The organism is Spirosoma utsteinense (assembly GCF_014282275.1).
GTDB classification, from domain to species: domain Bacteria; phylum Bacteroidota; class Bacteroidia; order Cytophagales; family Spirosomataceae; genus Spirosoma; species Spirosoma utsteinense.
In genome coordinates, this window is sequence record NZ_VFIA01000010.1 from 120,261 (window position 1) to 142,786 (window position 22,526).

Sequence of the window (22,526 nt, forward strand, 5' to 3'; positions counted from 1 at the left end):
GCCTTACTTAACTACGGCCAAACGGGCAACCATACTGTCGTGTATCTGACCCATGGTTACTTTCAGGTCGTAGGTCCAGTCCCAGCCCGGATAATGTTCTTTGAACTTGTTCAGGTTCGAGATATACCAGATATGGTCACCGCTGCGGTTAGTTTCCGAATACTGGTAGTTCATCTTATTGCCCGAAATTTCTTCGCACAACGCAATGGCTTCCAGCATGGAGCAGTTAGCATACCGGCCACCACCTGCATTATAAACTTCGCCCGGACGGGGGTTCTGGTAGAAATGCCAGAACATGTTCACCAGATCCCAGCTGTGGATATTGTCGCGAACCTGCTTGCCTTTATAGCCGAAGATCGTGTACTGGTTTCCGGTAATGGCACACTTCATGAGGTACGACAGGAAGCCGTGCAACTGCGCTCCGGAGTGATTAGGGCCCGTCAGGCAACCGCCCCGGAACACACCCGTGTTCATCCCGAAATACCGGCCGTACTCCTGTACCATGATGTCGGCGGCTACTTTCGACGCACCGAAAACGGAGTGCTTGGTGTGGTCGATGCTCATGTACTCATCGATTCCATCCTTGAAATACGGATGGTTCTCATCGATTTCCCAGCGGGTATCGGTTTCGATCAACGGCAGGAAATTGGGGTTGTCGCCATACACCTTATTAGTCGATGTAAAGATAAACACCGCTTCGGGCGCGTGCAGACGGGTCATCTCGAGCATGTTCAGCGTACCAACGGCATTAACACCGAAGTCAGTGAACGGCTCACGGGCGGCCCAGTCATGAGAAGGTTGTGCCGCTGTATGCAGCACCAATTTGATGTCTTTACCGAACTCCTGGAAAATCGTTTCCAGCTGCGATACTTCCCGGATATCGGCGGGACGATGCTGATAGTTGGGATAGGCATCAGCCAGACGGTTGCGGTTCCACTCCGTTGAGCCATCGGCTCCGAAGAAGTACTGACGCATGTTGTTATCGATACCAACGATGAGGTCGAATTTGTCGGCGAAGAACGCGACGGCTTCACTGCCGATCAGACCGGCTGAACCCGTAACCAATGCAATGTTCATGATGTTTCTGGTACGTTTAGCGGTTTGGTTAACCGAATAATACTATTAACAGCTGTATTCAAGTAGGCAAAGTAAAGCAAAAAAACAATGCTTTGACTGTTGTTTTAGGATACGGTTATAGACAAGAAAAGCGACAGTAGGACCATTTGTGGCCATACTGTCGCTTTTCTTATACTACTATACGTCGGTTAAGCCCCTTCACCAATGGTGCCAGCGCCGAACAGTTTATCCCGAATTTTTTGAGTACGCTGTTCCAGTTCCGGATTAGGCGTGTATTTGTACGTCGATTGCACAGCAGCCGAATCCTTACCCTTTCCATATACTTCAGCATCACCAGCCCGGTAGGTCGCCCGGTAATCATTGGCACGTGGATCTGCCTGACGGATGGTGTTATATTTCTGATAGTCGCAGGACGCCAGCGATAGCATTGCCACAAGGGCTATTCCTCCACTCCATGAACGTTTCATAGTCACTTGCTTACAAAATTATTTGGCAAAATTACGTTAGGTCCATTAGGTTTCCAAGCCATACGGACCAATAAGGTCTGAGAATGTACACAACGCTTACAGTTTCTCTATCTCGCTCCATACAAAGCGCATCAACGCCTGAATATGGTCCCGTGAGAAGTCGAAGGGTACGTTGGCAGCCGCATAGATGGCCCGGATCGGCGCTTTATAACCCAGTCCCAAAGCCGCTTTGTAGCCTTCCAGACCAGCCTGTGGGTTGTCCCGATAATTGCGCCATACGCCAATAGCGCCCAATTGCGCGATACCGTATTCGATGTAATAGAACGGCACTTCATACAGGTGTAACTGCCGTTGCCACAGGTACTCTTTGTAGTAGGCGAAACCGCTCCAGTCCGTTAGGGTATCGGTGAATTTATCGTAGATACGCACCCAGTTGTCCCGTCGTTCGGCGGTGGAATGCGTTGGGTTTTCGTAAATCCAATGCTGGAAGGCATCGATGGTAGCTACCCAGGGCAACGTTTCGATAATCGATTCGAGGTGCTGCCGCTTGGCCCGACGCAATTCGGCCGGATCATCGAAGAATACATCCCAATGATCCATCGTCAATAGCTCCATGCTCATCGAGGCCAGTTCGGCTACCTCCATCGGCGGGTTCCGGAAGGCTTTCAGCGGCAGATCCCGCGTCAGGAACGAATGTACGGCATGGCCCCCTTCATGTACCATCGTGACCAGATCGCGCAGGCTCGAGGTGGCATTCATGAAAATAAACGGAACCCCAATTTCTTCCAGCGGATAGTTATAGCCACCCGGCGCCTTACCTTTCCGCGACTCCAGATCCAGATGACCCATGGCGCGCATGATACGCAGGTCATTACCGAGTTCCACATCCAGCCGGTCGAAGCACTTGATGGTCTTTTCAAGTAGTTCAGCACCTGTCGCAAATGGTTTCAGCGGTGGACGCCCTGCGGTATCGACCTTGCTGTCCCAGGGTCGGAGCACGTCGACACCTAGTTCCTGCTTTCGTTGTTGGGCCAGTTGATCCAGCATCGGGACAACAGCCCCGGATACTGACTCGTGGAAATTAAAACAGTCTTCGGGTGTATAATCGAAACGGCCAAGCGCAGCAAACGAATAATCCCGAAAGTTGGCGAACCCGGCGTTAACGGCCACCTGATGGCGCAGATCGCGGAGCCGGTCGAAAAGCTGGTCCAGCCCATCGTGGTCCTGATAGCGCCGTTCCCATATCTTCCGCCAGGCAGTTTCGCGCACAGCCCGGTCCGTAGACTGAAGAAGATCGCTGGCTTCGGGCAGTGTCAGTTCTTTACCATCGATAGACACCGTCATAGCCCCGGCTATAGCGCCGAACTTACGCTCCTCGGTTTGGATATCGGTCTGGAGGGGTATATTCTCCTCCCGGAAAATTTCAATGGCCTTTTTCATGCCCCGTACCATCACCTCGTAGCCATCGTCGGTCAACTGGCTCAGAAAAGGGCTGGCAACCGCTTTCAGGTCGAGGTCGTTGCCGTATGTTGTCATCGCTGGCTGAATCTCCTCGATAAAGAAATTCAGTTTCCGGACCAATGTCTCGTTGGCCGTGTCGCAGGTCATGCGGATGTAGCGCCACGCAAAATTTTCTGACAGGAAGGATTCCAGTTCGCTCCGGTCCATAAGCCACTGCCGCAGGTCTTCGGCATCGTTGATGGACCGACTGAGCAACTCCTCGTAATAAGGCTTAACGGTTTCCCAGTCGTTCAATTCAAGCGTCTCACCAATAAATTGGCGGGGGGCACGGGTTAGTATACTGACTGTTTCGTTCGGGGTCATCTGGGTGATACGGACTGAACGGGCCACTTTAGTCCGTTTATATAAAGTTCAAAAAGGGCCGAAGGTCATGCGCCCTAATCCACGTTACTTCAATCAATTGTATTTCTTTTTTGTTCACTTTCTTGCATGTACGAAATTATTCGTATAGGTTTGCTACGAAATTATTCGTAGATGTCCCATGAAGCCAACTGACTCTGAACTCGAAATCCTGCATGTACTTTGGACAAGTGGCCCCAGTACGGTCCGGCAGGTGCATGAAGCGCTAAGCCAAAGCCGCGACCTGGGTTATACAACGGCCCTGAAACTCATGCAGATCATGCATGAAAAAGGGCTGCTTACCCGTGAAGAATCCAACCGGTCGCACACTTATGCAGCGGCCGTAACGGAGGAAGAAACCCAGCGGGGGCTGGTAGACCGGTTTGTTGAAACCGCCTTCCGGGGCTCAGCCTCAAAACTGGTCATGCAGGTGCTGGGCCAGCATAAGGCCTCCCGACAGGAATTGGACGAGATAAAAAAACTCTTAAATCAAATCAATTCATCCGATGAATCTAATTGATTTCATGTCTGGTTCCGTAGCCGATGCTTTGGGCTGGACGCTGCTTCACGCCATCTGGCAGGGTTTTGCGCTGGTGCTGCCTACGGCCGTAGCCTTACACCTGCTGCGCAACAAATCGAGTAACCTGCGCTATCGGGTTAGTTCATTTACGCTGTTAACTCAGCTACTCGTCTCGGTAGCTACGTTTGTCTGGTACTACCAGCCGGTATCTACGATCGTCCCAGCCCTGACCGAATCGCTGCCGGTCAACTGGCAGGCCATCGCTCACACGCTGGGTCGCCAGCCGCTCCCCTGGCACTACCAGGTGCAACAGTTTCTGGAAATTCACCTCAACCAGTTCGTGCTGGTATACCTGATCGGCGTGGCCCTGTTCGGTATTCGGCTCGCGGGCGGCTGGGTCTATCTCCAGCGGCTGAGCCGCACGGCTACCCTGCCCCCAACAACGGCCTGGACCGAGTTGGTTGATACGTTACGGTCGGCGCTGGCCGTGCGGGTGGTGGTTCAGGTACGTGAGTCGGCCCGGATTGCCGTACCCATGGTGGTAGGAATTCTGAAACCGGTTTTGCTGATTCCCATTGGCCTGGCGACTAACCTGTCCATGCGTGAAGTTGAAGCAGTACTGGCCCACGAACTGGCCCACATCAAGCGGCACGATTACGCCGTTAACCTGCTGCAATCAGTTATGGAAGTGTTGTATTTCTTCCATCCGGCCCTGTGGTGGCTGTCGGCACGGGTGCGCGAAGAGCGCGAACACTGCTGCGACGATCTGGCGGTGATCGCTATTGGCGGCAACGGCCGTATGCTGGCGCAGGCCCTCGCCCGAGTGGAAGAAATACGGCTCATGCAAACGGCGCAACCACCGGCGCTGGCCATGGCATTTGCCAGCAAGCGTCAGCATCTGTTGCACCGGGTTCAGCGCATGCTGGGAGTACCAACCCGACCATTCATTTCCAACGGCAGTTTAGTGGGATTGACACTGGCAACCCTACTACTGATGAGCGTATCGGTCTATGCGGTACAGCAGAACGAACCGCAGCCGAAGCCCCGCAAAGCCCAGTCGAAAGCAAGCCGACGTCATAAAGTCGATGGAAATACAGAATTTGGTTTCACCGATAACCGGAAAGTCGACTATGTTATCTGGAAAGGAAAAAAGCTACCCGCGGCTCACATTGCCCGGCTACAGCAGCAGTATGATCAGGTGATGACCGGACAACGCTCGCTCGATGCGGTCAAACAGCCCGACCGCGATATTCTGCTGACCATCATCGAAACCAATAACTCCTTCGGGGAAGGTATGGATGCGCTGGCTGAAGGATTAGGGAAGATCGATTATGACAACATTGTAGTCAGGGCCCAGGCCGGCATTCCTGTCAATGTTGATGATGCCCTGAAAGAGGTAGCCAGCGTCGATTACAACAGCCTGATCGGCGATGCAATGGCGGCCGTCTCAAACCTGAACATCTCGTCCGATTCGCGTGACAAACAGCGAGCCTATCATGAGCATCAACTGGATAGTTTGCCCGACAGGTTGGCGATTGACAATCAACTACAGGAAACATTGTCAAAATTGTGGGAAGCCAATGCAGCTCTTCATGAGCAAATGAATGAGCACCGGCAGGCGTTCGAAGAGATCTTTACGCGAATACACGGGCCTTTGGAGCAACGGAAGCAATTGATGCAGGAGCGCGTCGAACTCCAAAAGCAGGTTTCGCTAATGCGCGGGCAGATTAAGAACCCAGCTTTCCTTCCGGTGAAAGAAGTACTCGAAAATGAAATTACTACCGTTGAGAAGAATCTATCACAGCTAAAACAGCGTATCGATAATCTGATAAAAACGGAGATTCGTCCATTCATAAGTAACCAGATTCAAGACCAGCACTTTGAACGAATGAACAATCTTATAGATTCGATACGCTCTAACGAAGGGGAAATTATCGACGTAAAGGAAAGGGTTGAAACAGGAGGTTTAGATGGAGTCATATCTGTACCAAAACCTCCCGGTGCGCCAAACAGGGTTAGACCAGCGACACCACCCGCTGCGATAGCACCCGCCCGGCCTGCCATTCCGTCTCACCCGGCCAGACCACCCCGTCCCGCCAAAGCACCCAACGTAATAATGCCAGCGGCACCGGCAATGCCAGTAGCGCCACCCGCACCAAACCCAATGCCACGGGTAGGTGTAAGGCCCAAGATAGCGCCGGTCCCTCGCCCGGCCGCGCCATCAGCACCACGTCCGGCACCAAAGCCAGATGATAACTAGTATCACGCCAAACGTCCCGTCCGGCCGCGAATGAATAAGTCAGCTATAGTTAGCTTCACTTGCTTAGTTGCGGCCGGACGGGACGTTCGGTAGTACAGTTACTCGATTTCGATCACCACATCGCGGCCAACGGGGTGCGCCACGCAGGTCAGGACATAGCCTGCTTTAATTTCAGATTCAGACAGTCCGTCTTCTTCATCCAGTTTAACGGTGCCCGACGTGCATTTGCCAAGGCAGGCTGTACACATGCCTGCCTGACATGAGTACGGCAAGTCGATATCCAGGTCCAGGGCCGCTTCCAGAATAGTCTGGTGCGGAGCGACGGCAAATTTGTATTCGCTGCCTTCGTAAAGCACCGTCACCTCCGGCGAGCCGCTTTCGTCCTCTTCCGTCATAGGTTCCTCAATCACATCGCCAGCCGCTACGGGGGCGGTTATGTAGCTTTCTTTATACACCCGCTCTGTTGGAATACCCACCAGCGAGAGGGCTGAACGGGCTTCGGCCATCATACCATCAGGCCCACAGAGGTACACACTAGCCGTTTGCCGTTCCGTTACCGGCAGATCTTCCAGCAAGCTGGTCAGCGTATGCTGATTCAGTCGGCCGCTCAGCCCACTCCAGTTGGTAGCGGGCTGGCTCAGCACGTGGGTAACCTGAAAGCGCGACCGGCCGTAGGCCTGCTCCATGGCGTCCAGATGGGCTTTGTAAACGATCGAATCCTGGCTACGGTTGCCATAAATGAGCCATACCCGGCTGGTTGGTTCGACATGCAGGGCCGACTTGGCCATCGAGAACAGGGGCGTGATACCGCTGCCGGCACCAATCAAAATCAGCGTCCGGCGATTCTGAGCGTCCAGTTTAGGAACGAAGGTCCCCATCGGCTCCAGCGTTTCGAGAATGTCGCCGGGATGAATACGCTCACAGAGATAATTCGACACCAGCCCGCCCGGTACCCGTTTCACCGACACCGCCAGCGACACGTCGACGTGGGGCGAGGACGACATCGAGTACGACCGGCGCACTTTTTGACCGTTAATATTGAGCAGGAACGTAAGAAACTGCCCTGGCAGATACCGGATTTCTTCGCTGATGGGGTGCCAGAAGGTTATTGTTACGGCGTCGGGCGTTTCCCGAACAACGTCTTTTACTTTCAAAAAATATCTTGCTGCCATTCGTATAGTTACAGGTTGTTGTGGCTTAAACGCCTTAGTTGTAGCCTCGCGGCAAATGGGATGAAACCCATTGATCGCGCTGCGTTTAAACTCTTTTATTAGTTTCACAAAGGTACGTCAAGCCCGCCATTGATGGTACTCAACCAGTTGTTCGGCGGGTGCTTTCAGGATGCGGCCCATGGTCAGGCCAGTCCGTAAAACAGCCTGCTGCAAGGGTTCTGCGAAAACATGAGCCACGGATCCAACGAAGTGAACGGGCCACACGCCCGCTTCAGGAAATCGCCGGACATAGGTCGAAAGAAAAAGCACGAACGCATCCGTCAATAAATCAACGACATGTGGATGGCCTATGTTTTCAGATAAAAATGGCGTGAAGCCCGCAAAATAGCGATTGGGGTACGGCTTTTTATACGCGTTTTCCAGCAGGGTGAGCCGGTCGAGTGCGTAGCGATGGTCAAAGGCATCGCGCAGGTCAGTTGGTAACCGGTCCTGAAAGAAGTCGCGCACAAGCGTTTTGCCCAGATACCCCCCGCTGCCCTCATCACCAAGCCAGAAGCCCAGCGACTGAATACCCCGCGTAATCTGGCTACCGTCATAGCAACAGGCATTCGAGCCGGTTCCCAAAATACAGACAATGCCCGGCTCCCGACCGGCAGCCGCCCGGGCCGCACCCAGCATATCGCTGTTAACGTCGACAGTTTGTAGGCCCGGCAATACCGCCCGTAACGCATCGGCAACTAGTACATTCACAGTGGGACCGCTACAGCCGGCTCCATAAAAGAAAACACTGGTCACGGCTGAGTCGGGCAATCCGGGCAGCAGTTGCGCCTGCAATACAGTAGCTATCTCCTCCGTTGTCTGGTAATATGGATTGATTCCATCGGTGTGAATGGCGCGGGTTGTCTGGTCGGGGGCAACAAGCCGCCAATCGGTCTTTGTGGAGCCGCTATCAGCTATGAGTAAAAACATGGGGGAGTGAAGCCATCGGGTGGTACGTTAAACAAGCCTGCCCACTACCGGAAACTTCGCAAATACCCAGTCGGCATGCGGAGCGTCGGCGAGTTCGGCGGTGAGGTCCTGACCAGCCCAATGCTCATAATGCTTGCCCGTGCGCCACAACCGCGACGCCGATACATCGTAGATAACCGTCTGGTAAGCACACCAGATCTCATCACGATCATTGCCGTTTCGCAGGGCCAGTTGAGAACGGGTATAAGGAATGAGCAGATCGTTTGTTTCGGGCGTCATGGCGTCCGGCTGGCTGGGTTAGGTGAATTATTGAGTATCGTTTTTGTAGGTGACAACAAAATTAACGTAACTTTAGCCACTTCTGATTCTATGCAACAGTTAACTATGAGAAAGACTTCTTTCATTGCTTTTTTTGCCGTAGTAGCCCTGACAAACCTGCTGACGGGTTGTGGCAAGAAAAAAGTAGCTCCCGTTTCGGAACGCATTGCCAAGGTCTGGACGGCACGCATTGTGGAATACAATGGCGCAACAGTGTATACCAAAGGTGTTGCAAATAATATTCAGCCAGGTTATGATCAATTCAAACTGGACCTGAGCGCTCCCCCTGTCGTTACCTACTCAGAATTTGACAAGAACGTGTTTACGGGCCAGTACTCCGTACCATCCGACAACCGTCTTGTCCTGACAAACCTGAACCCGGCACCATCTGGTGTTACAAATGGCACTATTGAGTTTACAATCAATCAGATAAGCGATACAGAGTTAAAACTCACACGAACTACCCCTAGCCTGAAGACCGGCAACACGACTAACACCTATACCCTGTCGACCCCGTAGCTTTTCGCAAACCAATTCGAGTAGTAAGCCGTTCCGTAGGTCAAGCGGAACGGCTTTATTTATGAAATCGTATCACGGTCGTAGTAGTCGTAAGTCGTAGTAGTCATAAGTCGTAGTAGTCGTAAGTCATAAGTGGCCTTGCGGTACTACGGCTTACGACGACTGCGACTTACGACTACTACGACTTATGACTACTACGACTTACGACTATTTCCATATGACTGACCTTAATACTATTGGTGAAATTGGCCTGATCGACCGGATTCGTCAGGCAACGCCAGCTCCCCAACATGCTGAAACCATTCGTGGCATCGGTGACGACGCAGCCGTCTTCGACTGGGGTACTGACTATGGCCTGCTCTCGACTGATATGCTGGTCGAAGGTATTCACTTCGATCTCACCTACGTACCCCTGAAGCACCTGGGCTATAAAGCGATAGCCGTAAACGTGTCGGATATTGCGGCTATGAACGGATTACCGATACAGGTCACCGTAAACATCGGCCTGAGCAGCCGTTTTCCCGTCGAGGCCGTCGACGAACTGTATGACGGCATCCGGGCGGCCTGCGAAGCGTACAATGTCGATCTGGTTGGGGGCGACACGACCGCGTCGCGCTCGGGCCTGATCATCTCGGTATCGGTACTGGGCAAGGTACCCAAAGACCTCATCACTTACCGCAACACGGCCCAGCCAAACGACGTCGTATGCGTAACGGGCGACTTGGGTGCGGCATATCTGGGTCTACAAATGCTCGAACGGGAAAAACAGGTATTTCTGGCCGACCCGAATATGCAGCCTGACCTCTCCGAAGAACGGGCTTATCTGGTACAGCGCCAGCTTCGCCCCGACGCCCGCACCGACATAGTTCATGAACTCCGTGATCTGGGTATCCGGCCAACGGCAATGATCGACATTTCCGACGGGCTGGCTTCGGAGTTGCTTCATCTTTGTCGGCAGTCTGGTACAGGTGCGGTTATTTTCGATGAGAATATACCACTCGATGATCAGGCACTGCTGGCGGCCGATGAGTTCAAGATCAGTCCTGTTACGGCGGCCCTCAACGGGGGCGAAGACTACGAACTGCTGTTCACGGTTCGGCCGCAGGCTTTTGAGAAGCTGTCGACCAACGCCCGCATCACCGCCATCGGTTACCTCACCGCCGATCCGGATCAGGTTGTTTTGGCTACCAAAGCTGGCCAGCAAACGCCCATCCGGGCGCAGGGCTGGGTAGCAGGCGCGTAATTTCAAAATGCGTAGAGACGCGACCCTTCGTGTCTCAGCCTGCGTCAGCAATAGGCTGAGACACGAAGGGTCGCGTCTCTACAAAGTCATGAATATCAGACAGACTACGCCGTCATACCTTCCTTCAGCCGTTCGGCATTTTCGGCGATGCGGAGCTGCTCGATAAAATCACCAATATCACCATCCATCACTGCGGGGAGATTATGAACCGTCATACCGATACGGTGATCGGTTACGCGGCTTTGCGGATAATTGTACGTCCGGATCTTGTCGGAACGGTCGCCACTCCCTACCATCGTCTTGCGTTGGGAGGCAATGGCATCGTTGTGCTTCTGTAACTCGATCTCGTAGATACGCGACCGAAGCACGGTCAGCGCTTTGTCGAAGTTTTTCAACTGCGAGCGTTCATCCTGACACTGTACCACCAGTCCCGTTGGTATGTGGGTCAGACGAACGGCCGAATAGGTCGTGTTTACCGACTGGCCACCGGCACCCGACGAACAGAAGGTATCTTTCCGGATGTCGTTCATGTTCAGCTCTACGTCCACTTCTTCCGCTTCGGGCAGTACGGCTACGCTGGCCGCCGAGGTATGGATACGACCCTGGGTCTCGGTGGCTGGTACGCGCTGTACCCGGTGAACACCCGACTCAAATTTGAGCTTGCCGTAGACATCGTCCCCTTCGATCTCGGTAATGATCTCTTTGTAGCCACCCGAGGTGCCTTCGGTGAAATCGACGAGCGACATTTTCCAGCCCATCTTCTCGCAGAAGCGCTGGTACATCCGGAAAATATCACCGGCGAAAATAGCGGCTTCGTCGCCACCGGTGCCGCCCCGAACCTCCAGAATGACGTTTTTACTGTCGTTCGGATCTTTGGGCATCAGCATTTCCTTCAGCGTTTCTTCGAGCGCATCCCGACGGGGTAGCAGTTCATCGAGTTCGCCTTTGGCCATTTCGCGAAAATCTTCGTCTTTCTCGGTCGCAATAACCTGCTTGGCATTGTCGATCTCTTCGAGTAACTGCAGATAGGCCCGGTGCTGGATCACGATCTTTTCCAGATCCTTGTATTCTTTGCTCAGCTTCATGAAACGTTTCTGATCTGAAACAGCTTCTGGCTGAACGATTTGCTGGGCTACTTCGTCGAAGCGCTCACGAATGGCTTCTAACTGGTCGAGCATACTATATGGTTTGATATCCCCGATCACAGATTGGAGATGAAGTAAGACAATCGATAAAACGCAAAATTACGAAAATCCGGCTAGTACACCTTTGTTATCTATCCGTGCAACCAAGCAGACCCCCAACGCGTTTTCTCAATAAATGACGTAACCTATCCGTATTAAGTTCCTGTTTATGAAGCCCTATACCCTGTTTATCCCCCTGCTTGCCCTTCTCATTTCTGCCTGTAATCCCGAACGGGTAAAGTATACCAGCGAGCTAAAACAGGAGATGGCCGACAAAAAAATAAAGCGGATCACCAACGTTGACCTCGTTGAAACGGTCGATAATTTCGGGGAACGGATCACGACCGTCATCCAGAAAGAGCTGGCCACCCAACTCCAGAAAACAACTGATCCGGCAGCGCGGACCAAACTTTGCCAGTTGCAGAACCTACCACGCACTAAAGCCATCGCCGACCGATATGGCATCGACATCCGGCTTCTGAGCGGAACGGATGTATCGGATAAGTCGCTTGGCGCAAAAGAGCGCGAAGTGCTTGACGCCTACCTGTACAACGCCGAACAGAAATTACCGCAGATCTCGAATATTCAGAAGATCAATGAAACGCTGTACATCTACAACGCAGCCGTACCGACCGACAATGTCATTTGCCAAACATGCTTTGGCGGACAGAAAACACCGCTGGCCGTCTGGCGACTGGCTTTCCCCAAGCGCGAAATTGTCCGTCGAATGAAGGCAACGAAGAAAAAATAGCTCAGGCGCGAATTTGGCTGGTATCCAACGCAGCGACGTGCTGGATCCTTACCCGATGGTATTGCTTGAAGGCGGGGTTAAAGACGAAGTTGTATTCATCGGGTACGATGCTTGATGGAACTCGGAAAGCCACATAATCCTCGCATTTCAAGTGTTTGCTACCCAGTTGCTGGCACTCATCAGGGGGTGGATTAGTCGCCCAGTCGCTGGGGAGGTCAGGGGCCTCAAGACATAGGACAGGACAATCATCAGGCACCTCATACGTAACAAGCGACAGTTTATCCGCTTTGGTACTGGACGATCCCAGCAGCGATTCGCATACCGCCAGCGCGCGGTTACTGCTGGTATACAAGGCGGGGGTGCCTTCGATATTCCAGCGGCCAGGAACTTTGGCAGATCCCTCGCCACTTAAATCATGGGCATATTCTGTGGGGACAACCCGAAACGTAACCATACAAAAGTTCAATTTGTCGTATGGCCCTCAACCGTCTTAGGGATCGATGGTTGGCTGACTCTGCGAAATTTCCTGCTCACGAGCCCAGTCAATGAGCCAACGGGCCGTCTCGGCGGGGCTGTCCACCGAAACATCCAGCGGATGAACCTGCGCCTGGTCCCGTTGCGACAGACCATGGAGGTACGCTTTATCGTAATAATCGAGCGTCAGATCGGCAACGGCGGCATAGTCGTTTCGGGTAAGGGCTTCGAGGGCGTCTTTGGTCACCTTGCCGCCAAGCCGCTTACTGATTCGCTGGGTGGCTTCTACCAGCAAACTATGATCGATACCGGTATATTCAGCAACCAGCCGCTGCACCCGAACGGCCTTCGGCACATCGACAAACGCGACGGGTGCGGCCCGCATCTGCTGCCAGAGGGCCATGGGAACGAAGCAAGAGCCCACATTACGACTTTCGTCTTCAATCCAGATCCGTCGATTCCTGTCCAGGGTACGCCACACACCAAAAAGCAGATTTTCGTACTGTTCCGTGGCTGGCTGCGGCAACTGCCCGATAGCGCCATAAGTAGAGCCTTTATGGTGCGCCAGTCCTTCCAGGTCAATGACCTGTTCGCCCTGCCGGGCCAGTTCTTTCAAAATATCGGTTTTGCCGCTGCCGGTTTTTCCACCCAGAATGATAAGCTCGCGTGGCTCGGCAAAGGCCGATAACACAGCACTCCGGTATGCTTTATAACCACCAGCCAGAGTCGATGCGGTCAGGCCAGCCGTATCCAGCAGCCAGGCAAACGAGCCGCTACGCATGCCGCCCCGCCAGCAATGAACAAGCACTTCTTTGGTTTGTGGATTGAGCTTTTTGGACTGTTTTACGAAGCCAGCCAGCTTTGACCCTACCAGGTCCAGGCCCAGCAATACGGCGGAGTCTTTACCGGCATTTTTGTATTTCGTACCCACCAGCGCCCGCTCCTCATTATCGAACAGCGGAATGCTAACCGCCCCCGGAATATGGGCCTGGTCGTACTCGCCCGGCGACCGAACGTCGACAACAGGCAGCGACTGCGCCTTTGCTAAAAACTCATCGACCGATAACTGATTGACCATAATGTATAAGACCGATGTTGACGCCCCTAAGCTAATTCCCGTAAGTACATTTGAATTGTATTCTCCAGGCCAAAATATAGCGCGTCGCAGATGAGCGCGTGACCAATGGAGACTTCGTCCAGACCCGGCACGTTTTCGGCAAAAAACCGTAAGTTCTCCAGACTCAGGTCATGCCCGGCATTCAAACCTAACCCCAGTTCCTGCGCTTTCAGAGCCGCCTGCACGAACGGAGCCACGGCTGCTTCGCGATTTTCGGTGTAATGAGCCGCGTAAGGTTCGGTATACAGTTCAATGCGGTCGGTACCAACGGCTTTAGCTCCTTCTACCATACGCTCATCAGCGTCGACGAAAATAGAGACCCGAATCCCGTCGGCTTTGAACGTATTGACCAACGCGCGCAAATGGTCGGCGTGAGTGATCGTATCCCAGCCCGCGTTGGACGTAATGGCATCGACAGCATCAGGAACGAGCGTTACCTGCGCTGGTTTCACCCGTTTGACGAGTTCGATGAAGCGCTCGTCAGGATTGCCTTCAATGTTGAACTCGGTCGTAACCAGGTTACTCAAGTCCAGCACATCCTGGTATCGGATATGGCGCTCATCGGGACGCGGGTGAACCGTAATGCCCTGCGCACCGAAGCGTTCGCAATCCAGGGCGACCATCACCAGGTCGGGGTTGTTGCCGCCCCGTGCGTTACGTATGGTGGCAATTTTGTTGATGTTAACGCTTAATCGGGTCACAGCTTGGAACGATGAATGATAAATGAAGAATGATAAACCGGGAATCAATTGCCAATGCAGATAAACGCTTCCCGGTTTCGTAACTTTGCTCAGTGGTGGTTGGTTCGTTTTACCAGCGTTCATCATTCATCGTTCATCATTCCTTATTGCAAAAATGTCTCTCAAGCAACAAATTGACGCCGATATAAAGCAGGCTATGCTAGCCCGCGATCAGGATAAACTTCGTGCCCTGCGGGCGGTAAAATCATTGATTCTACTCGAAGAAACCAAAGAAGGGGGTACGGGCGAGCTAAAACCCGATGACGAAATGAAGGTGCTCATCAAAGCCGTTAAACAACGCAGGGATTCGGCCGATATCTACCGCCAGCAAAACCGCCCCGATCTGCTGGCCATTGAAGAAGCCGAGATCGCTGTGATTGAAAAGTACCTGCCCAGCCAACTATCGGAAGACGAACTGAAAGCCAAACTTCAGGCGATCATGACCCGGGTTGGCGCGTCGGTCCCCTCAGATTTGGGCAAGGTAATGGGCATAGCTTCCAAGGAACTGGCAGGCCAGGCCGACGGCAAAGCCATTTCGGCCATGGTGAAGCAGCTTTTACAATAAGTGAGTGATAGAATGAGTGAATGATATTGTTCACCCATTCACTCAATCACTCATTCTATCATCCACTCATTAAAATTTTGACAACCCTCGACCTGCTCATGTTCATTCCCCTCGCCTGGGGGGCTTTCAATGGTTACCGCAAAGGTCTCCTGGTGGAGATTGTGGCGGTGATTGCTTTTGTGGTGGCCATGATTGTAGGGTTTAAGTTTCTGGCGTTCGGTATCGATTTGCTTAGCCCGTATATAAGCCGCGAGATCGCCCGAAAAATTCTGCCGTGGCTGGGCTTCTCGGTCATTTTCTTTCCAACCGTGTATATGATCAACCAGATGGGATTTGCTATCCGGCGGTCATTGAAGTTTACCATCCTCGGTACCTTCGATAGCGTGGCGGGTGCAGCCGTTGGGCTTTTTACGTGGGTCTTTGGAATTAGTGTGATTCTTTGGCTGTTAAGCTTTATGGGGGTTAAAATGCCCCCCCGTCAGATCGAAGGCGCTTTCCTTTATCCCTACGTTCGGCCTATCGCACCGAAGGTGATGGACAAAGCCGCCGTATGGGTGCCCCAGGGACTCGAAGCTGGCAAAAAATGGCGGGCCAAAATTAATTAGTCAATGAGTAATTGAGTGAATGTCGGGGCCGATCGTGCAGTAGATAGCTGACGCAGTCTCCACAGTCATTCACTCATCCAAAAATGGGAAAACAGGACATACGCAAGCTCAATGCCAGTCAGATAAAGGATTGGCTCGTGCAGAACGGTGAGCAGGGTTTTCGGGCGAAACAGGTGCATGAATGGCTTTGGAAAAAGTCGGCGCTTTCGTTTGAGCAGATGACAAACCTGTCGTTGCCCACACGGGAGTTGCTCAACACTCATTTCGAGATCCGGCCTTTAACCGTCGACCAGCAGCAGCGCAGTAATGACGGGACCATCAAGTCGTCGTTCAAATTGTATGATGGCAACCTGGTCGAAGGTGTGCTGATACCGGCTTTGCGTACCGACGATCTGGACCGTATGACGGCCTGCGTATCGAGCCAGGTGGGCTGTTCGCTAACGTGTAAGTTCTGTGCTACGGGCTACATGGACCGTAAACGCAATCTGGACGCAGCCGAAATCTACGACCAGGTGGTGGCCATCGACCGGCAGGCGAAAGAAAACTACGATGCCCCCCTCACCAATATCGTCTATATGGGCATGGGTGAGCCGTTGCTGAATTACAAAAACGTACTGGAATCGGTCGACAGGATTACCTCCGCCGATGGGCTGGGCATGTCGCCGAAGCGCATCACCGTATCGACGGCGGGCATTGCCAAGATGATTCGGCAACTGGGCGACGACGCGGTGAAGTTCAACCTGGCGCTCTCGCTCCACGCAGCCAACGATACCAAGCGCGACCAGATCATGCCCATCAACGAAAGCAACACACTGGACGTACTGGGCGATGCCCTGACCTACTTCTACCGCAAAACGGGCACTCGTATCACCTTCGAGTACATTCTGTTCTATAACTTTAACGACACCCTACAGGATGCGCAGGAGCTGTGGAAGTTTACGAAACGGGTACCGGCCAAGATCAACATCATCGAATACAACCCCATTGCCGAGGCCAATTTCACGAATACCGACCCACAAACGCTCGACCGGTTTGCCGGTTTTCTGGAGAGTAAAGGCGTAACGGTAAACGTACGACGGAGCCGGGGCAAAGATATCGATGCCGCCTGTGGCCAACTGGCGGGCAAAAAGTAGAGACGCGACCGCACCGGCGGGCCGGCCTTCGCGTCTCCTGCCGGTACGTCGCCTTTGCGTCTCCTGCCGGCACGCGCCCCTTCTCATCCTCTCCGACACGTTCTCTCATCTCCTTAGTTCAACCCTTCATGTCTATACTGGTTCATACCTCATAGGCTACGACTTTACGTCTTGTAGCAGTTCACGGGTATATTTCCGTTCTGTGATGGTTAAGGAGGGTTTGTATACAATAGCGTATAGGGATGTACAAAATTGGCTGGTGTAGCGTTACGACATTATTGGCTGGTGGGTGGTTGCTGACGCGTGATAGTTGACGGTGGGTGGTGGTGCGTGATAGCTGACGCATGGTTGCTGACGCGTGATAGCCGCGAAGGGTCGCGGCTCTACTTAACAATTTGGTAATATGGCTCTGGATTGTTTACTGTACTTTTGTGGCATTCACTGGCTTACGGACCTGCCGTTCGCCTAATCACAGAAGACTACCTCTCCATGTTTGGATTAGAAACGGATGTTTTTATCCTCTTGTTTATCAGCCTCTTTGCTGCCTGCGCTTTCGAGTTTGTCAATGGTTTCCACGACACGGCCAATGCCGTAGCCACCGTCATTTATACGAATTCCCTACGCCCTACGATTGCGGTAGTGTGGTCGGGCATCTGCAACTTCACGGGTGTTTTGCTGGGTGGTATTGGCGTAGCCATGGGTATCGTTAACCTGTTGCCTGTCGAATTGCTCGTCGACCAGAACGTTTATCACAGTGTGGCTATGGTGCTGGCGTTGCTGCTGAGTGCCATCATCTGGAACCTGGGCACCTGGTACTTTGGCCTGCCCAGTTCCAGTTCACACACGCTTATTGGCTCTATTCTGGGGGTTGGGCTGGCCTTTGCCACCCTGCCCGAAAACAAGGAAGGTGCTGCCGTAAACTGGGAGAAAGCCATCGAAACCGGTTACGCGCTCTTACTGTCGCCCCTGCTGGGATTTAGCCTGGTTATCGTCCTCATGTTTCTGATCCGGCGGCTGGTTCCTACCGAAACAAAAGATCAGCTCTTCAAGGAACCCAAGAAAAACTCCCCTCCGCCAACCTGGATACGGGCTATCCTGATTGCCACCTGTTCCCTGGTGAGCTTTTTCCACGGCAGTAACGACGGGCAGAAAGGAGTTGGATTGGTCATGCTGATCCTGATTGGAATCGTACCGTTTCAGTTCGCCGTTAAAACCGACCTCGACCCACGCCTGTTGCAGTCGAACATTGGTGGTATCGAGCAAACCATTGCCGCGCTGGATTCCAATCAGTTAACGCCCACGAACCGCGCCCGGCTAGCCCGAACCCGCACCGAAATGGCCGAACTCAAACAGTTGATCAGCGACCCGACCAACGACAACAAAATTCCTCAGACCAAACGGCTGGACGTGCGGAGCGACCTGTTACTGATCACCAGTAACATGAACAAGATTGTCGACGATGAAGGGGCTAACCTGAGCGCAAATCAACTGGCGACCCTGAAGACCAACCTGAACGAGGAAAGTGGTATCCGTCGGTTTACGGACTACGCCCCGCTATGGGTTATTCTGATGATTGCGCTTTCACTGGGATTAGGTACGATGATTGGCTGGCGCCGGATTGTGGTAACGGTTGGCGAAAAAATCGGCAAGCAACACCTCACGTATGCACAGGGAGCTTCGGCCGAACTGACAGCCGCCATCATGATTGGTGTAGCGTCCATGTTGAAATTACCCGTCAGTACCACCCACGTACTCTCCTCAGGAATCGCCGGCAGTATGGTTGCCAACAAAGGCATCAAGAATTTACAGGCCGGTACGGTTCGCAATATCGCCCTCGCCTGGATACTGACCCTGCCTGTTTCTGTCCTGCTGTCGTTTACCCTCTACATCTTCTTCCGCTGGCTGCTCTAAGCCCTGCCAGTGGTCGAAGCCCCTGGTAGTGGCTGCGTTAATGCCATCTCTGCTGGCGAGTATAGAGTAGCCATCAGGGCAATACAATAGCCACTACCAGGGTCTCCGACCACTGGCAGGGCTACGCTGCGTTACCGAAAGAAGAACCTGGACGGAGCAATTTCGGCTTGGGCTGAATCGACCAGAACCACACTACTTCCGTTCGGGCGGTAGCGCAGTACACGGCCGGCCTGTCTGGACGATGGCGTTACACCGGCGTATAAATAACCCGTTTGAGGATCGACGCCCAGCCCGCTGAAAAATCGGGCAACAATGGGTGTCGTAGCCGGAATGGCAGTGTCCGTGATTTTAAAGCTATATAATTCGCCTTTTTCCCGGAGATTGTCATTCTGATCGATGAATGAATTGACAAAGTAAAAGGTCTGCCGATCCTGACTCAGCGCAATCGAAGACAGCGACCGGGCCGGGTTGCCCACTTTTATCCGAACATCCACGGCTTTTGTGGCCGTATTGATCCGAACCATTTCTTTTGCCGATGCAGCGTAAGCCCATAGCCGACCGTTGGCATCTATGGCTACTGGATTCGTGTTGACGCCTACGTCGATACCGGGTTGTCGGAGCTCATCGGTCTCGGTATCGATGACAGCCAGCGTACGTTCACCTCCCACACTACCCACATATACCTCCGAACCGACTAAAACCATCCGGTCGGCCCCTTTCGTCAAGATGATTTTCTTTACCACCGTCCTCGACGCCAGATCCAGCACCAGAATATAACCGGGGTTGATGTAAACATTCGAAAAATCGCCCGTTGCATCCCAGCAGCTGACATACGCTTTGTTAGGGCCGGCAGCCACCACCGCCCGTGGGTTTATGACATCGGGTGCCTGGATGGTTGCCAGTGATTTGAACGTGCTGGACTCCACAATTTCAATTTTGTCCTGGCCAGTTGCGCTGTTATCGACCAGCACCACGCCCTTACCGTCGATCTCGGTATAGTCCTGGGCGCGCCCTGTAAGGCTCCGGTCATTTGCCGCGTTAAAAATGTCGGTCGAAGCCGTCGTGGAGTTGCGCGGCAAAAAAGATATTGATCCGTTGTTATCGAAGGAACTACCGGCGTTGATAATGTAAGCGCCCGATTCATAGGGCGAGAGGTCTGGGTCCGATACTTTGCAGCCCCCTACGCTTAAGACCCATAGTCCAGCCAGCAACCCTTCACGCCATTGTTTCTTCATTACGTATTTAAACAGATTGATTCGTATCGTAAACCTACGCAGGGTAGTTTCCCTACAACGTGCAATCGTATAATTTAAATTAGGAACTTGTTTAAACTTTTGTTTTGATGCTTTTTTTGTCATCCCGACGAAGGAGGGATCTTCGGTAGGCGGGCTATATTTTACTCCAACCGAAGATCCCTCCTTCGTCGGGATGACAAAAAAGCACTCGTTACTCAAGAATTTATGAAAGTTTAAACAACTCCTAGCTGTAGATCGGCAAAATAGTAGGTTGAAGTCATTTCCGTGCCATCGTCAGTCTTGTACTGATAACTTTTTGATACGATCTCCCCTACTTCGATAGCAATCGGTGCGCTAAAATAAGGGGCCCGATAGACAAATGTATGAAACTCGCCGTTTTCGCCACACGGGTCCACCGTTGGCGGAAGCCGCTCAATAAAGGAACGGTCGAGCACCTGACCGCAAAAGGACGCATCGAGGTGTTGGCTGTTGACACTGACGACGATCGTTTCAAAACCGGCAGCCCAGAAATCGTCCAGCAGTTGAAGCGATGGAATTTGCCAGAGGGGAAAAACGCCCGTCAGCGACCAGCGCGCCAGTTGCGTTTCCCGCCATGTTCGTAAGTCCTCCAGAAAGATATCGCCAAAAATGGCATGGGTAACGCCCGCCCCGACCAATGGCTCCAGCGCTTCGCCCATCTGCTGCTGATAGTCGGTCATCGCACTGTCTTCAGGCAGAAATAACTTCGTTTGGGGCAAATTCAGCCGTTCGGCCTGCGCATCGAGCAGTTCTTCGCGGACCCCGTGCATGGAAATCCGTCGGTTTGCTGCATTCAGGGTAGTGAGGAGTGTATCGATGGCATACTGCCCGCTTCGGAGGCTGTACCAGAGCGCCAGCGCCGAGTCCTTCCCACCGCTCCAGTTCATGAGGGTTCTGTTCATAAAAGAGAGGTTTTAACGGGCATCGGTAAACCGCTAACCATAAACGTAACGGCGTCAGCCTGCCGGGCTACATACTGATTGGCCCACCCCTGCAGATCGGTGAAGGCCCGGCCTACCGCGGTGTCGGCATGAAGACCCATGCCCAGTTCGTTCGTCACGATAACGAACTTCCCCGGCAAGGCCAGCAGCGCGTCGATCTCCTGCGTGAACAGAGCCAGTGCCTGCGGAACGTCCTGCTTCGTGTCTCCGAAGAAGTTGGTCAGCCAGAGTGTTACGCAGTCGATCATGACAACCTGACCAGCCAGTGGCAGACCGCTAACCTGACGCTGTTCTTCATAGACTGTCCACTCCGGGCCCCGGTCCTGCTGGTGATGGGCCACGCGCCGGGAGAAATCCTCGTCCCAGATCTTGGCCGTTGCTACGTAAATGGGCGTTTCGCTCCATTGGCGGGCCAGCTCCTGCGCATACCGGCTTTTGCCGCTACGCGCTCCGCCCGTTACCAGATGCAGGTACGCTTGTCGAGTCGGCATAAATAGGATGAACTTTGTGTTGTAAGGCCGCCGGAACGCTGAACAGATCCGGGTGAAAGCAAGCCGCCAGTAACTCGATACCCCCCACCAGCGTAGCCGCCGACGGCTGGGTAAACAGGTCATAGTCGGCGATGTAGACCGCCCGGTCTGTTACCGCCCGCAACTCGCTCCAGCCGGGTTGCTGCTGAAGGAGGTGTAATTCTTCCATGCTTCGATCGGTTGTAAAGCCGCAGGGCGCAATGACCAGCACTTCGGGATCATACCGGCGCACTTTCTCCCAGGTCGTTACAATGCTGTCGCCCGACGGGTTACCGAGCATATCGATGCCACCGGCGTAAGCGATCTGATGAGGAATCCAGTGGCCACAATTATAGATAGGCGCTATCCACTCCATAACCATAACCCGTTTAGGCAGGACACGGCTAGCGCGAAGCCGGTCGATGATCACGTCGATCCGGTCGCGCAGACCTTTGAGGTAAGGGTAAGCCGCTTCCTCATGACCCAGGGCCGATGCTATCGTTATGGCCGTGTCGAATACATCGGTCAGGCTCTGGGGCGTCAGCGGCACTACGGTTGGCTGCACGGGCAACCGGTCGAGTACGGCCTGGGTACATTTTGTATCGATCTGACATACCTCACACACGTCCTGCGTGAAAATAACGTCCGGTGCAATCCGGTGGAGGTCCTCCTCTTCCACGTAGTACAGGCTTCGTCCTTCCGCTTTAGACGCCGAGAAGATACGGTCGATTTCTTCACTGCTATAGTCATGACCTTCCAGTACGCACCGCACCAGAATAGTCTTTTCGGCCCGGGCTTCTTCGGAACATTCGAACGTAACGCCGTGCAACAGGTCCTGCAAGCCCATGTCGTAGACCATCTGGGTTGCAGCCGGCAAAAATGAACAGGCTTTCATAGTTGGAAAATAAGATTGCCGG

General features: G+C 53.2%; 23 protein-coding genes. 9 read left to right on the forward strand and 14 right to left on the reverse strand.

Translation table 11 applies throughout. The features are described from left to right. Positions 1–3: 3 nt before the first annotated feature. The 3 genes from FH603_RS10120 to FH603_RS10130 form a co-directional block, all read right to left on the reverse strand. Positions 4–1,077, reverse strand: coding sequence for an NAD-dependent epimerase/dehydratase family protein (locus FH603_RS10120; protein ID WP_186737373.1), 1,074 nt, complete (start codon positions 1,075–1,077; stop codon positions 4–6). 188 nt (positions 1,078–1,265) lie between these two features. Then, positions 1,266–1,544: a hypothetical protein gene (locus FH603_RS10125; protein WP_186737374.1), complete on the reverse strand. Its 279-nt coding sequence runs from the start codon at positions 1,542–1,544 to the stop codon at positions 1,266–1,268. 96 nt (positions 1,545–1,640) lie between these two features. After that, on the reverse strand, positions 1,641–3,368 hold the full coding sequence (locus FH603_RS10130) for a M3 family oligoendopeptidase (protein ID WP_186737447.1): 1,728 nt from the start codon (positions 3,366–3,368) through the stop codon (positions 1,641–1,643). A 178-nt stretch (positions 3,369–3,546) separates the two neighbouring features. On the opposite strand from FH603_RS10130, the gene FH603_RS10135 reads away from it, so the two are divergent. Continuing rightward, the gene (locus FH603_RS10135) at positions 3,547–3,924 is read left to right on the forward strand and encodes a BlaI/MecI/CopY family transcriptional regulator (RefSeq protein WP_186737375.1); all 378 of its coding nucleotides are present in this window, start codon (positions 3,547–3,549) and stop codon (positions 3,922–3,924) included. After that, positions 3,911–6,184, forward strand: coding sequence for a M56 family metallopeptidase (locus FH603_RS10140; protein WP_186737376.1), 2,274 nt, complete (start codon positions 3,911–3,913; stop codon positions 6,182–6,184). The genes FH603_RS10135 and FH603_RS10140 overlap by 14 nt, the downstream gene beginning before the upstream one ends. A gap of 98 nt (positions 6,185–6,282) precedes the next feature. Here FH603_RS10140 and FH603_RS10145 read toward each other — a convergent pair whose 3' ends face one another. From FH603_RS10145 to FH603_RS10155, 3 genes are all read right to left on the reverse strand, one after another. Further along, positions 6,283–7,356, reverse strand: coding sequence for a ferredoxin--NADP reductase (locus FH603_RS10145; RefSeq protein WP_186737377.1), 1,074 nt, complete (start codon positions 7,354–7,356; stop codon positions 6,283–6,285). Between the two features lie 117 nt (positions 7,357–7,473). After that, on the reverse strand, positions 7,474–8,325 hold the full coding sequence (locus FH603_RS10150; RefSeq protein ID WP_186737378.1) for an N-acetylglucosamine kinase: 852 nt from the start codon (positions 8,323–8,325) through the stop codon (positions 7,474–7,476). A gap of 27 nt (positions 8,326–8,352) precedes the next feature. Next, positions 8,353–8,604, reverse strand: coding sequence for a cytochrome b5 domain-containing protein (locus FH603_RS10155; protein WP_186737379.1), 252 nt, complete (start codon positions 8,602–8,604; stop codon positions 8,353–8,355). 105 nt (positions 8,605–8,709) lie between these two features. Between FH603_RS10155 and FH603_RS10160 the strand changes: the two genes are divergently transcribed. Then, a complete protein-coding gene (locus FH603_RS10160) occupies positions 8,710–9,162 on the forward strand; it encodes a hypothetical protein (protein WP_186737380.1) in 453 nt (150 codons plus the stop codon). A gap of 217 nt (positions 9,163–9,379) precedes the next feature. Continuing rightward, positions 9,380–10,405 carry a thiamine-phosphate kinase gene (thiL, locus tag FH603_RS10165; RefSeq protein ID WP_186737448.1) on the forward strand — a complete coding sequence of 342 codons (1,026 nt, stop codon included), beginning with the start codon at positions 9,380–9,382 and terminating at the stop codon, positions 10,403–10,405. 104 nt (positions 10,406–10,509) lie between these two features. Here the strand turns inward: thiL and prfA are convergent, their stop codons facing one another. Further along, positions 10,510–11,583 carry a peptide chain release factor 1 gene (gene prfA / locus FH603_RS10170; RefSeq protein WP_186737381.1) on the reverse strand — a complete coding sequence of 358 codons (1,074 nt, stop codon included), beginning with the start codon at positions 11,581–11,583 and terminating at the stop codon, positions 10,510–10,512. Between the two features lie 175 nt (positions 11,584–11,758). Here prfA and FH603_RS10175 point away from each other — a divergent pair, with 175 nt between their 5' ends. Continuing rightward, positions 11,759–12,340 carry a hypothetical protein gene (locus tag FH603_RS10175; protein ID WP_186737382.1) on the forward strand — a complete coding sequence of 194 codons (582 nt, stop codon included), beginning with the start codon at positions 11,759–11,761 and terminating at the stop codon, positions 12,338–12,340. 1 nt (position 12,341) lies between these two features. On the opposite strand, the gene FH603_RS10180 is transcribed toward FH603_RS10175, so the two are convergent. The 3 genes from FH603_RS10180 to FH603_RS10190 are packed head-to-tail and all read right to left on the reverse strand — an operon-like array spanning position 12,342 to position 14,632. Beyond that, positions 12,342–12,794, reverse strand: coding sequence for an RES family NAD+ phosphorylase (locus FH603_RS10180; RefSeq protein WP_186737383.1), 453 nt, complete (start codon positions 12,792–12,794; stop codon positions 12,342–12,344). 36 nt (positions 12,795–12,830) lie between these two features. Then, the gene (gene mnmH / locus FH603_RS10185) at positions 12,831–13,892 is read right to left on the reverse strand and encodes a tRNA 2-selenouridine(34) synthase MnmH (RefSeq protein ID WP_186737384.1); all 1,062 of its coding nucleotides are present in this window, start codon (positions 13,890–13,892) and stop codon (positions 12,831–12,833) included. A gap of 26 nt (positions 13,893–13,918) precedes the next feature. Continuing rightward, the gene (locus FH603_RS10190; protein WP_186737385.1) at positions 13,919–14,632 is read right to left on the reverse strand and encodes a pyridoxine 5'-phosphate synthase; all 714 of its coding nucleotides are present in this window, start codon (positions 14,630–14,632) and stop codon (positions 13,919–13,921) included. Positions 14,633–14,786: 154 nt separating this feature from the next. On the opposite strand from FH603_RS10190, the gene FH603_RS10195 reads away from it, so the two are divergent. From FH603_RS10195 to FH603_RS10210, 4 genes are all read left to right on the forward strand, one after another. Next, positions 14,787–15,236 (forward strand): GatB/YqeY domain-containing protein, encoded by a 450-nt coding sequence (locus tag FH603_RS10195; RefSeq protein ID WP_186737386.1) that lies wholly within the window; start codon positions 14,787–14,789, stop codon positions 15,234–15,236. A gap of 98 nt (positions 15,237–15,334) precedes the next feature. Further along, entirely contained in the window at positions 15,335–15,841 is a 507-nt protein-coding gene (locus tag FH603_RS10200) for a CvpA family protein (protein ID WP_186737449.1), read from the forward strand. 83 nt (positions 15,842–15,924) lie between these two features. Beyond that, positions 15,925–16,974 carry a dual-specificity RNA methyltransferase RlmN gene (gene rlmN / locus FH603_RS10205; protein ID WP_186737387.1) on the forward strand — a complete coding sequence of 350 codons (1,050 nt, stop codon included), beginning with the start codon at positions 15,925–15,927 and terminating at the stop codon, positions 16,972–16,974. Positions 16,975–17,463: 489 nt separating this feature from the next. Next, positions 17,464–18,885, forward strand: coding sequence for an inorganic phosphate transporter (locus tag FH603_RS10210; protein ID WP_186737388.1), 1,422 nt, complete (start codon positions 17,464–17,466; stop codon positions 18,883–18,885). A 131-nt stretch (positions 18,886–19,016) separates the two neighbouring features. On the opposite strand, the gene FH603_RS10215 is transcribed toward FH603_RS10210, so the two are convergent. From FH603_RS10215 to FH603_RS10230, 4 genes are all read right to left on the reverse strand, one after another. Beyond that, positions 19,017–20,120, reverse strand: a complete 1,104-nt coding sequence (locus FH603_RS10215) for a DUF5074 domain-containing protein (RefSeq protein WP_186737389.1) — start codon at positions 20,118–20,120, stop codon at positions 19,017–19,019. A 233-nt stretch (positions 20,121–20,353) separates the two neighbouring features. Beyond that, positions 20,354–21,061 carry an adenine nucleotide alpha hydrolase gene (locus FH603_RS10220; protein ID WP_235985356.1) on the reverse strand — a complete coding sequence of 236 codons (708 nt, stop codon included), beginning with the start codon at positions 21,059–21,061 and terminating at the stop codon, positions 20,354–20,356. Continuing rightward, a complete protein-coding gene (locus FH603_RS10225; protein ID WP_186737390.1) occupies positions 21,058–21,591 on the reverse strand; it encodes a bifunctional adenosylcobinamide kinase/adenosylcobinamide-phosphate guanylyltransferase in 534 nt (177 codons plus the stop codon). The genes FH603_RS10220 and FH603_RS10225 overlap by 4 nt, the downstream gene beginning before the upstream one ends. Continuing rightward, a complete protein-coding gene (locus tag FH603_RS10230) occupies positions 21,542–22,504 on the reverse strand; it encodes an ABC transporter substrate-binding protein (RefSeq protein ID WP_186737391.1) in 963 nt (320 codons plus the stop codon). Before FH603_RS10230 ends, FH603_RS10225 begins: the two co-directional genes overlap by 50 nt. Positions 22,505–22,526: the final 22 nt, after the last annotated feature.

Bases quoted from the DNA above. Each gene is read 5' to 3' on its own strand.
- FH603_RS10135 (WP_186737375.1), top strand. From the start codon at position 3,547: ATGAAGCCAACTGACTCTGAACTCGAAATCCTGCATGTACTTTGGACA.
- FH603_RS10220 (WP_235985356.1), bottom strand. From the start codon at position 21,061: ATGAACAGAACCCTCATGAACTGGAGCGGTGGGAAGGACTCGGCGCTG.
- FH603_RS10210 (WP_186737388.1), top strand. From the start codon at position 17,464: ATGTTTGGATTAGAAACGGATGTTTTTATCCTCTTGTTTATCAGCCTC.
- FH603_RS10230 (WP_186737391.1), bottom strand. From the start codon at position 22,504: ATGAAAGCCTGTTCATTTTTGCCGGCTGCAACCCAGATGGTCTACGAC.
- FH603_RS10150 (WP_186737378.1), bottom strand. From the start codon at position 8,325: ATGTTTTTACTCATAGCTGATAGCGGCTCCACAAAGACCGATTGGCGG.
- FH603_RS10120 (WP_186737373.1), bottom strand. From the start codon at position 1,077: ATGAACATTGCATTGGTTACGGGTTCAGCCGGTCTGATCGGCAGTGAA.
- FH603_RS10140 (WP_186737376.1), top strand. From the start codon at position 3,911: ATGAATCTAATTGATTTCATGTCTGGTTCCGTAGCCGATGCTTTGGGC.
- FH603_RS10175 (WP_186737382.1), top strand. From the start codon at position 11,759: ATGAAGCCCTATACCCTGTTTATCCCCCTGCTTGCCCTTCTCATTTCT.
- FH603_RS10160 (WP_186737380.1), top strand. From the start codon at position 8,710: ATGAGAAAGACTTCTTTCATTGCTTTTTTTGCCGTAGTAGCCCTGACA.
- FH603_RS10195 (WP_186737386.1), top strand. From the start codon at position 14,787: ATGTCTCTCAAGCAACAAATTGACGCCGATATAAAGCAGGCTATGCTA.
- FH603_RS10200 (WP_186737449.1), top strand. From the start codon at position 15,335: ATGTTCATTCCCCTCGCCTGGGGGGCTTTCAATGGTTACCGCAAAGGT.
- FH603_RS10145 (WP_186737377.1), bottom strand. From the start codon at position 7,356: ATGGCAGCAAGATATTTTTTGAAAGTAAAAGACGTTGTTCGGGAAACG.
- FH603_RS10125 (WP_186737374.1), bottom strand. From the start codon at position 1,544: ATGAAACGTTCATGGAGTGGAGGAATAGCCCTTGTGGCAATGCTATCG.
- FH603_RS10225 (WP_186737390.1), bottom strand. From the start codon at position 21,591: ATGCCGACTCGACAAGCGTACCTGCATCTGGTAACGGGCGGAGCGCGT.
- FH603_RS10215 (WP_186737389.1), bottom strand. From the start codon at position 20,120: ATGAAGAAACAATGGCGTGAAGGGTTGCTGGCTGGACTATGGGTCTTA.
- thiL (WP_186737448.1), top strand. From the start codon at position 9,380: ATGACTGACCTTAATACTATTGGTGAAATTGGCCTGATCGACCGGATT.
- prfA (WP_186737381.1), bottom strand. From the start codon at position 11,583: ATGCTCGACCAGTTAGAAGCCATTCGTGAGCGCTTCGACGAAGTAGCC.
- FH603_RS10180 (WP_186737383.1), bottom strand. From the start codon at position 12,794: ATGGTTACGTTTCGGGTTGTCCCCACAGAATATGCCCATGATTTAAGT.
- FH603_RS10155 (WP_186737379.1), bottom strand. From the start codon at position 8,604: ATGACGCCCGAAACAAACGATCTGCTCATTCCTTATACCCGTTCTCAA.
- rlmN (WP_186737387.1), top strand. From the start codon at position 15,925: ATGGGAAAACAGGACATACGCAAGCTCAATGCCAGTCAGATAAAGGAT.
- mnmH (WP_186737384.1), bottom strand. From the start codon at position 13,892: ATGGTCAATCAGTTATCGGTCGATGAGTTTTTAGCAAAGGCGCAGTCG.
- FH603_RS10130 (WP_186737447.1), bottom strand. From the start codon at position 3,368: ATGACCCCGAACGAAACAGTCAGTATACTAACCCGTGCCCCCCGCCAA.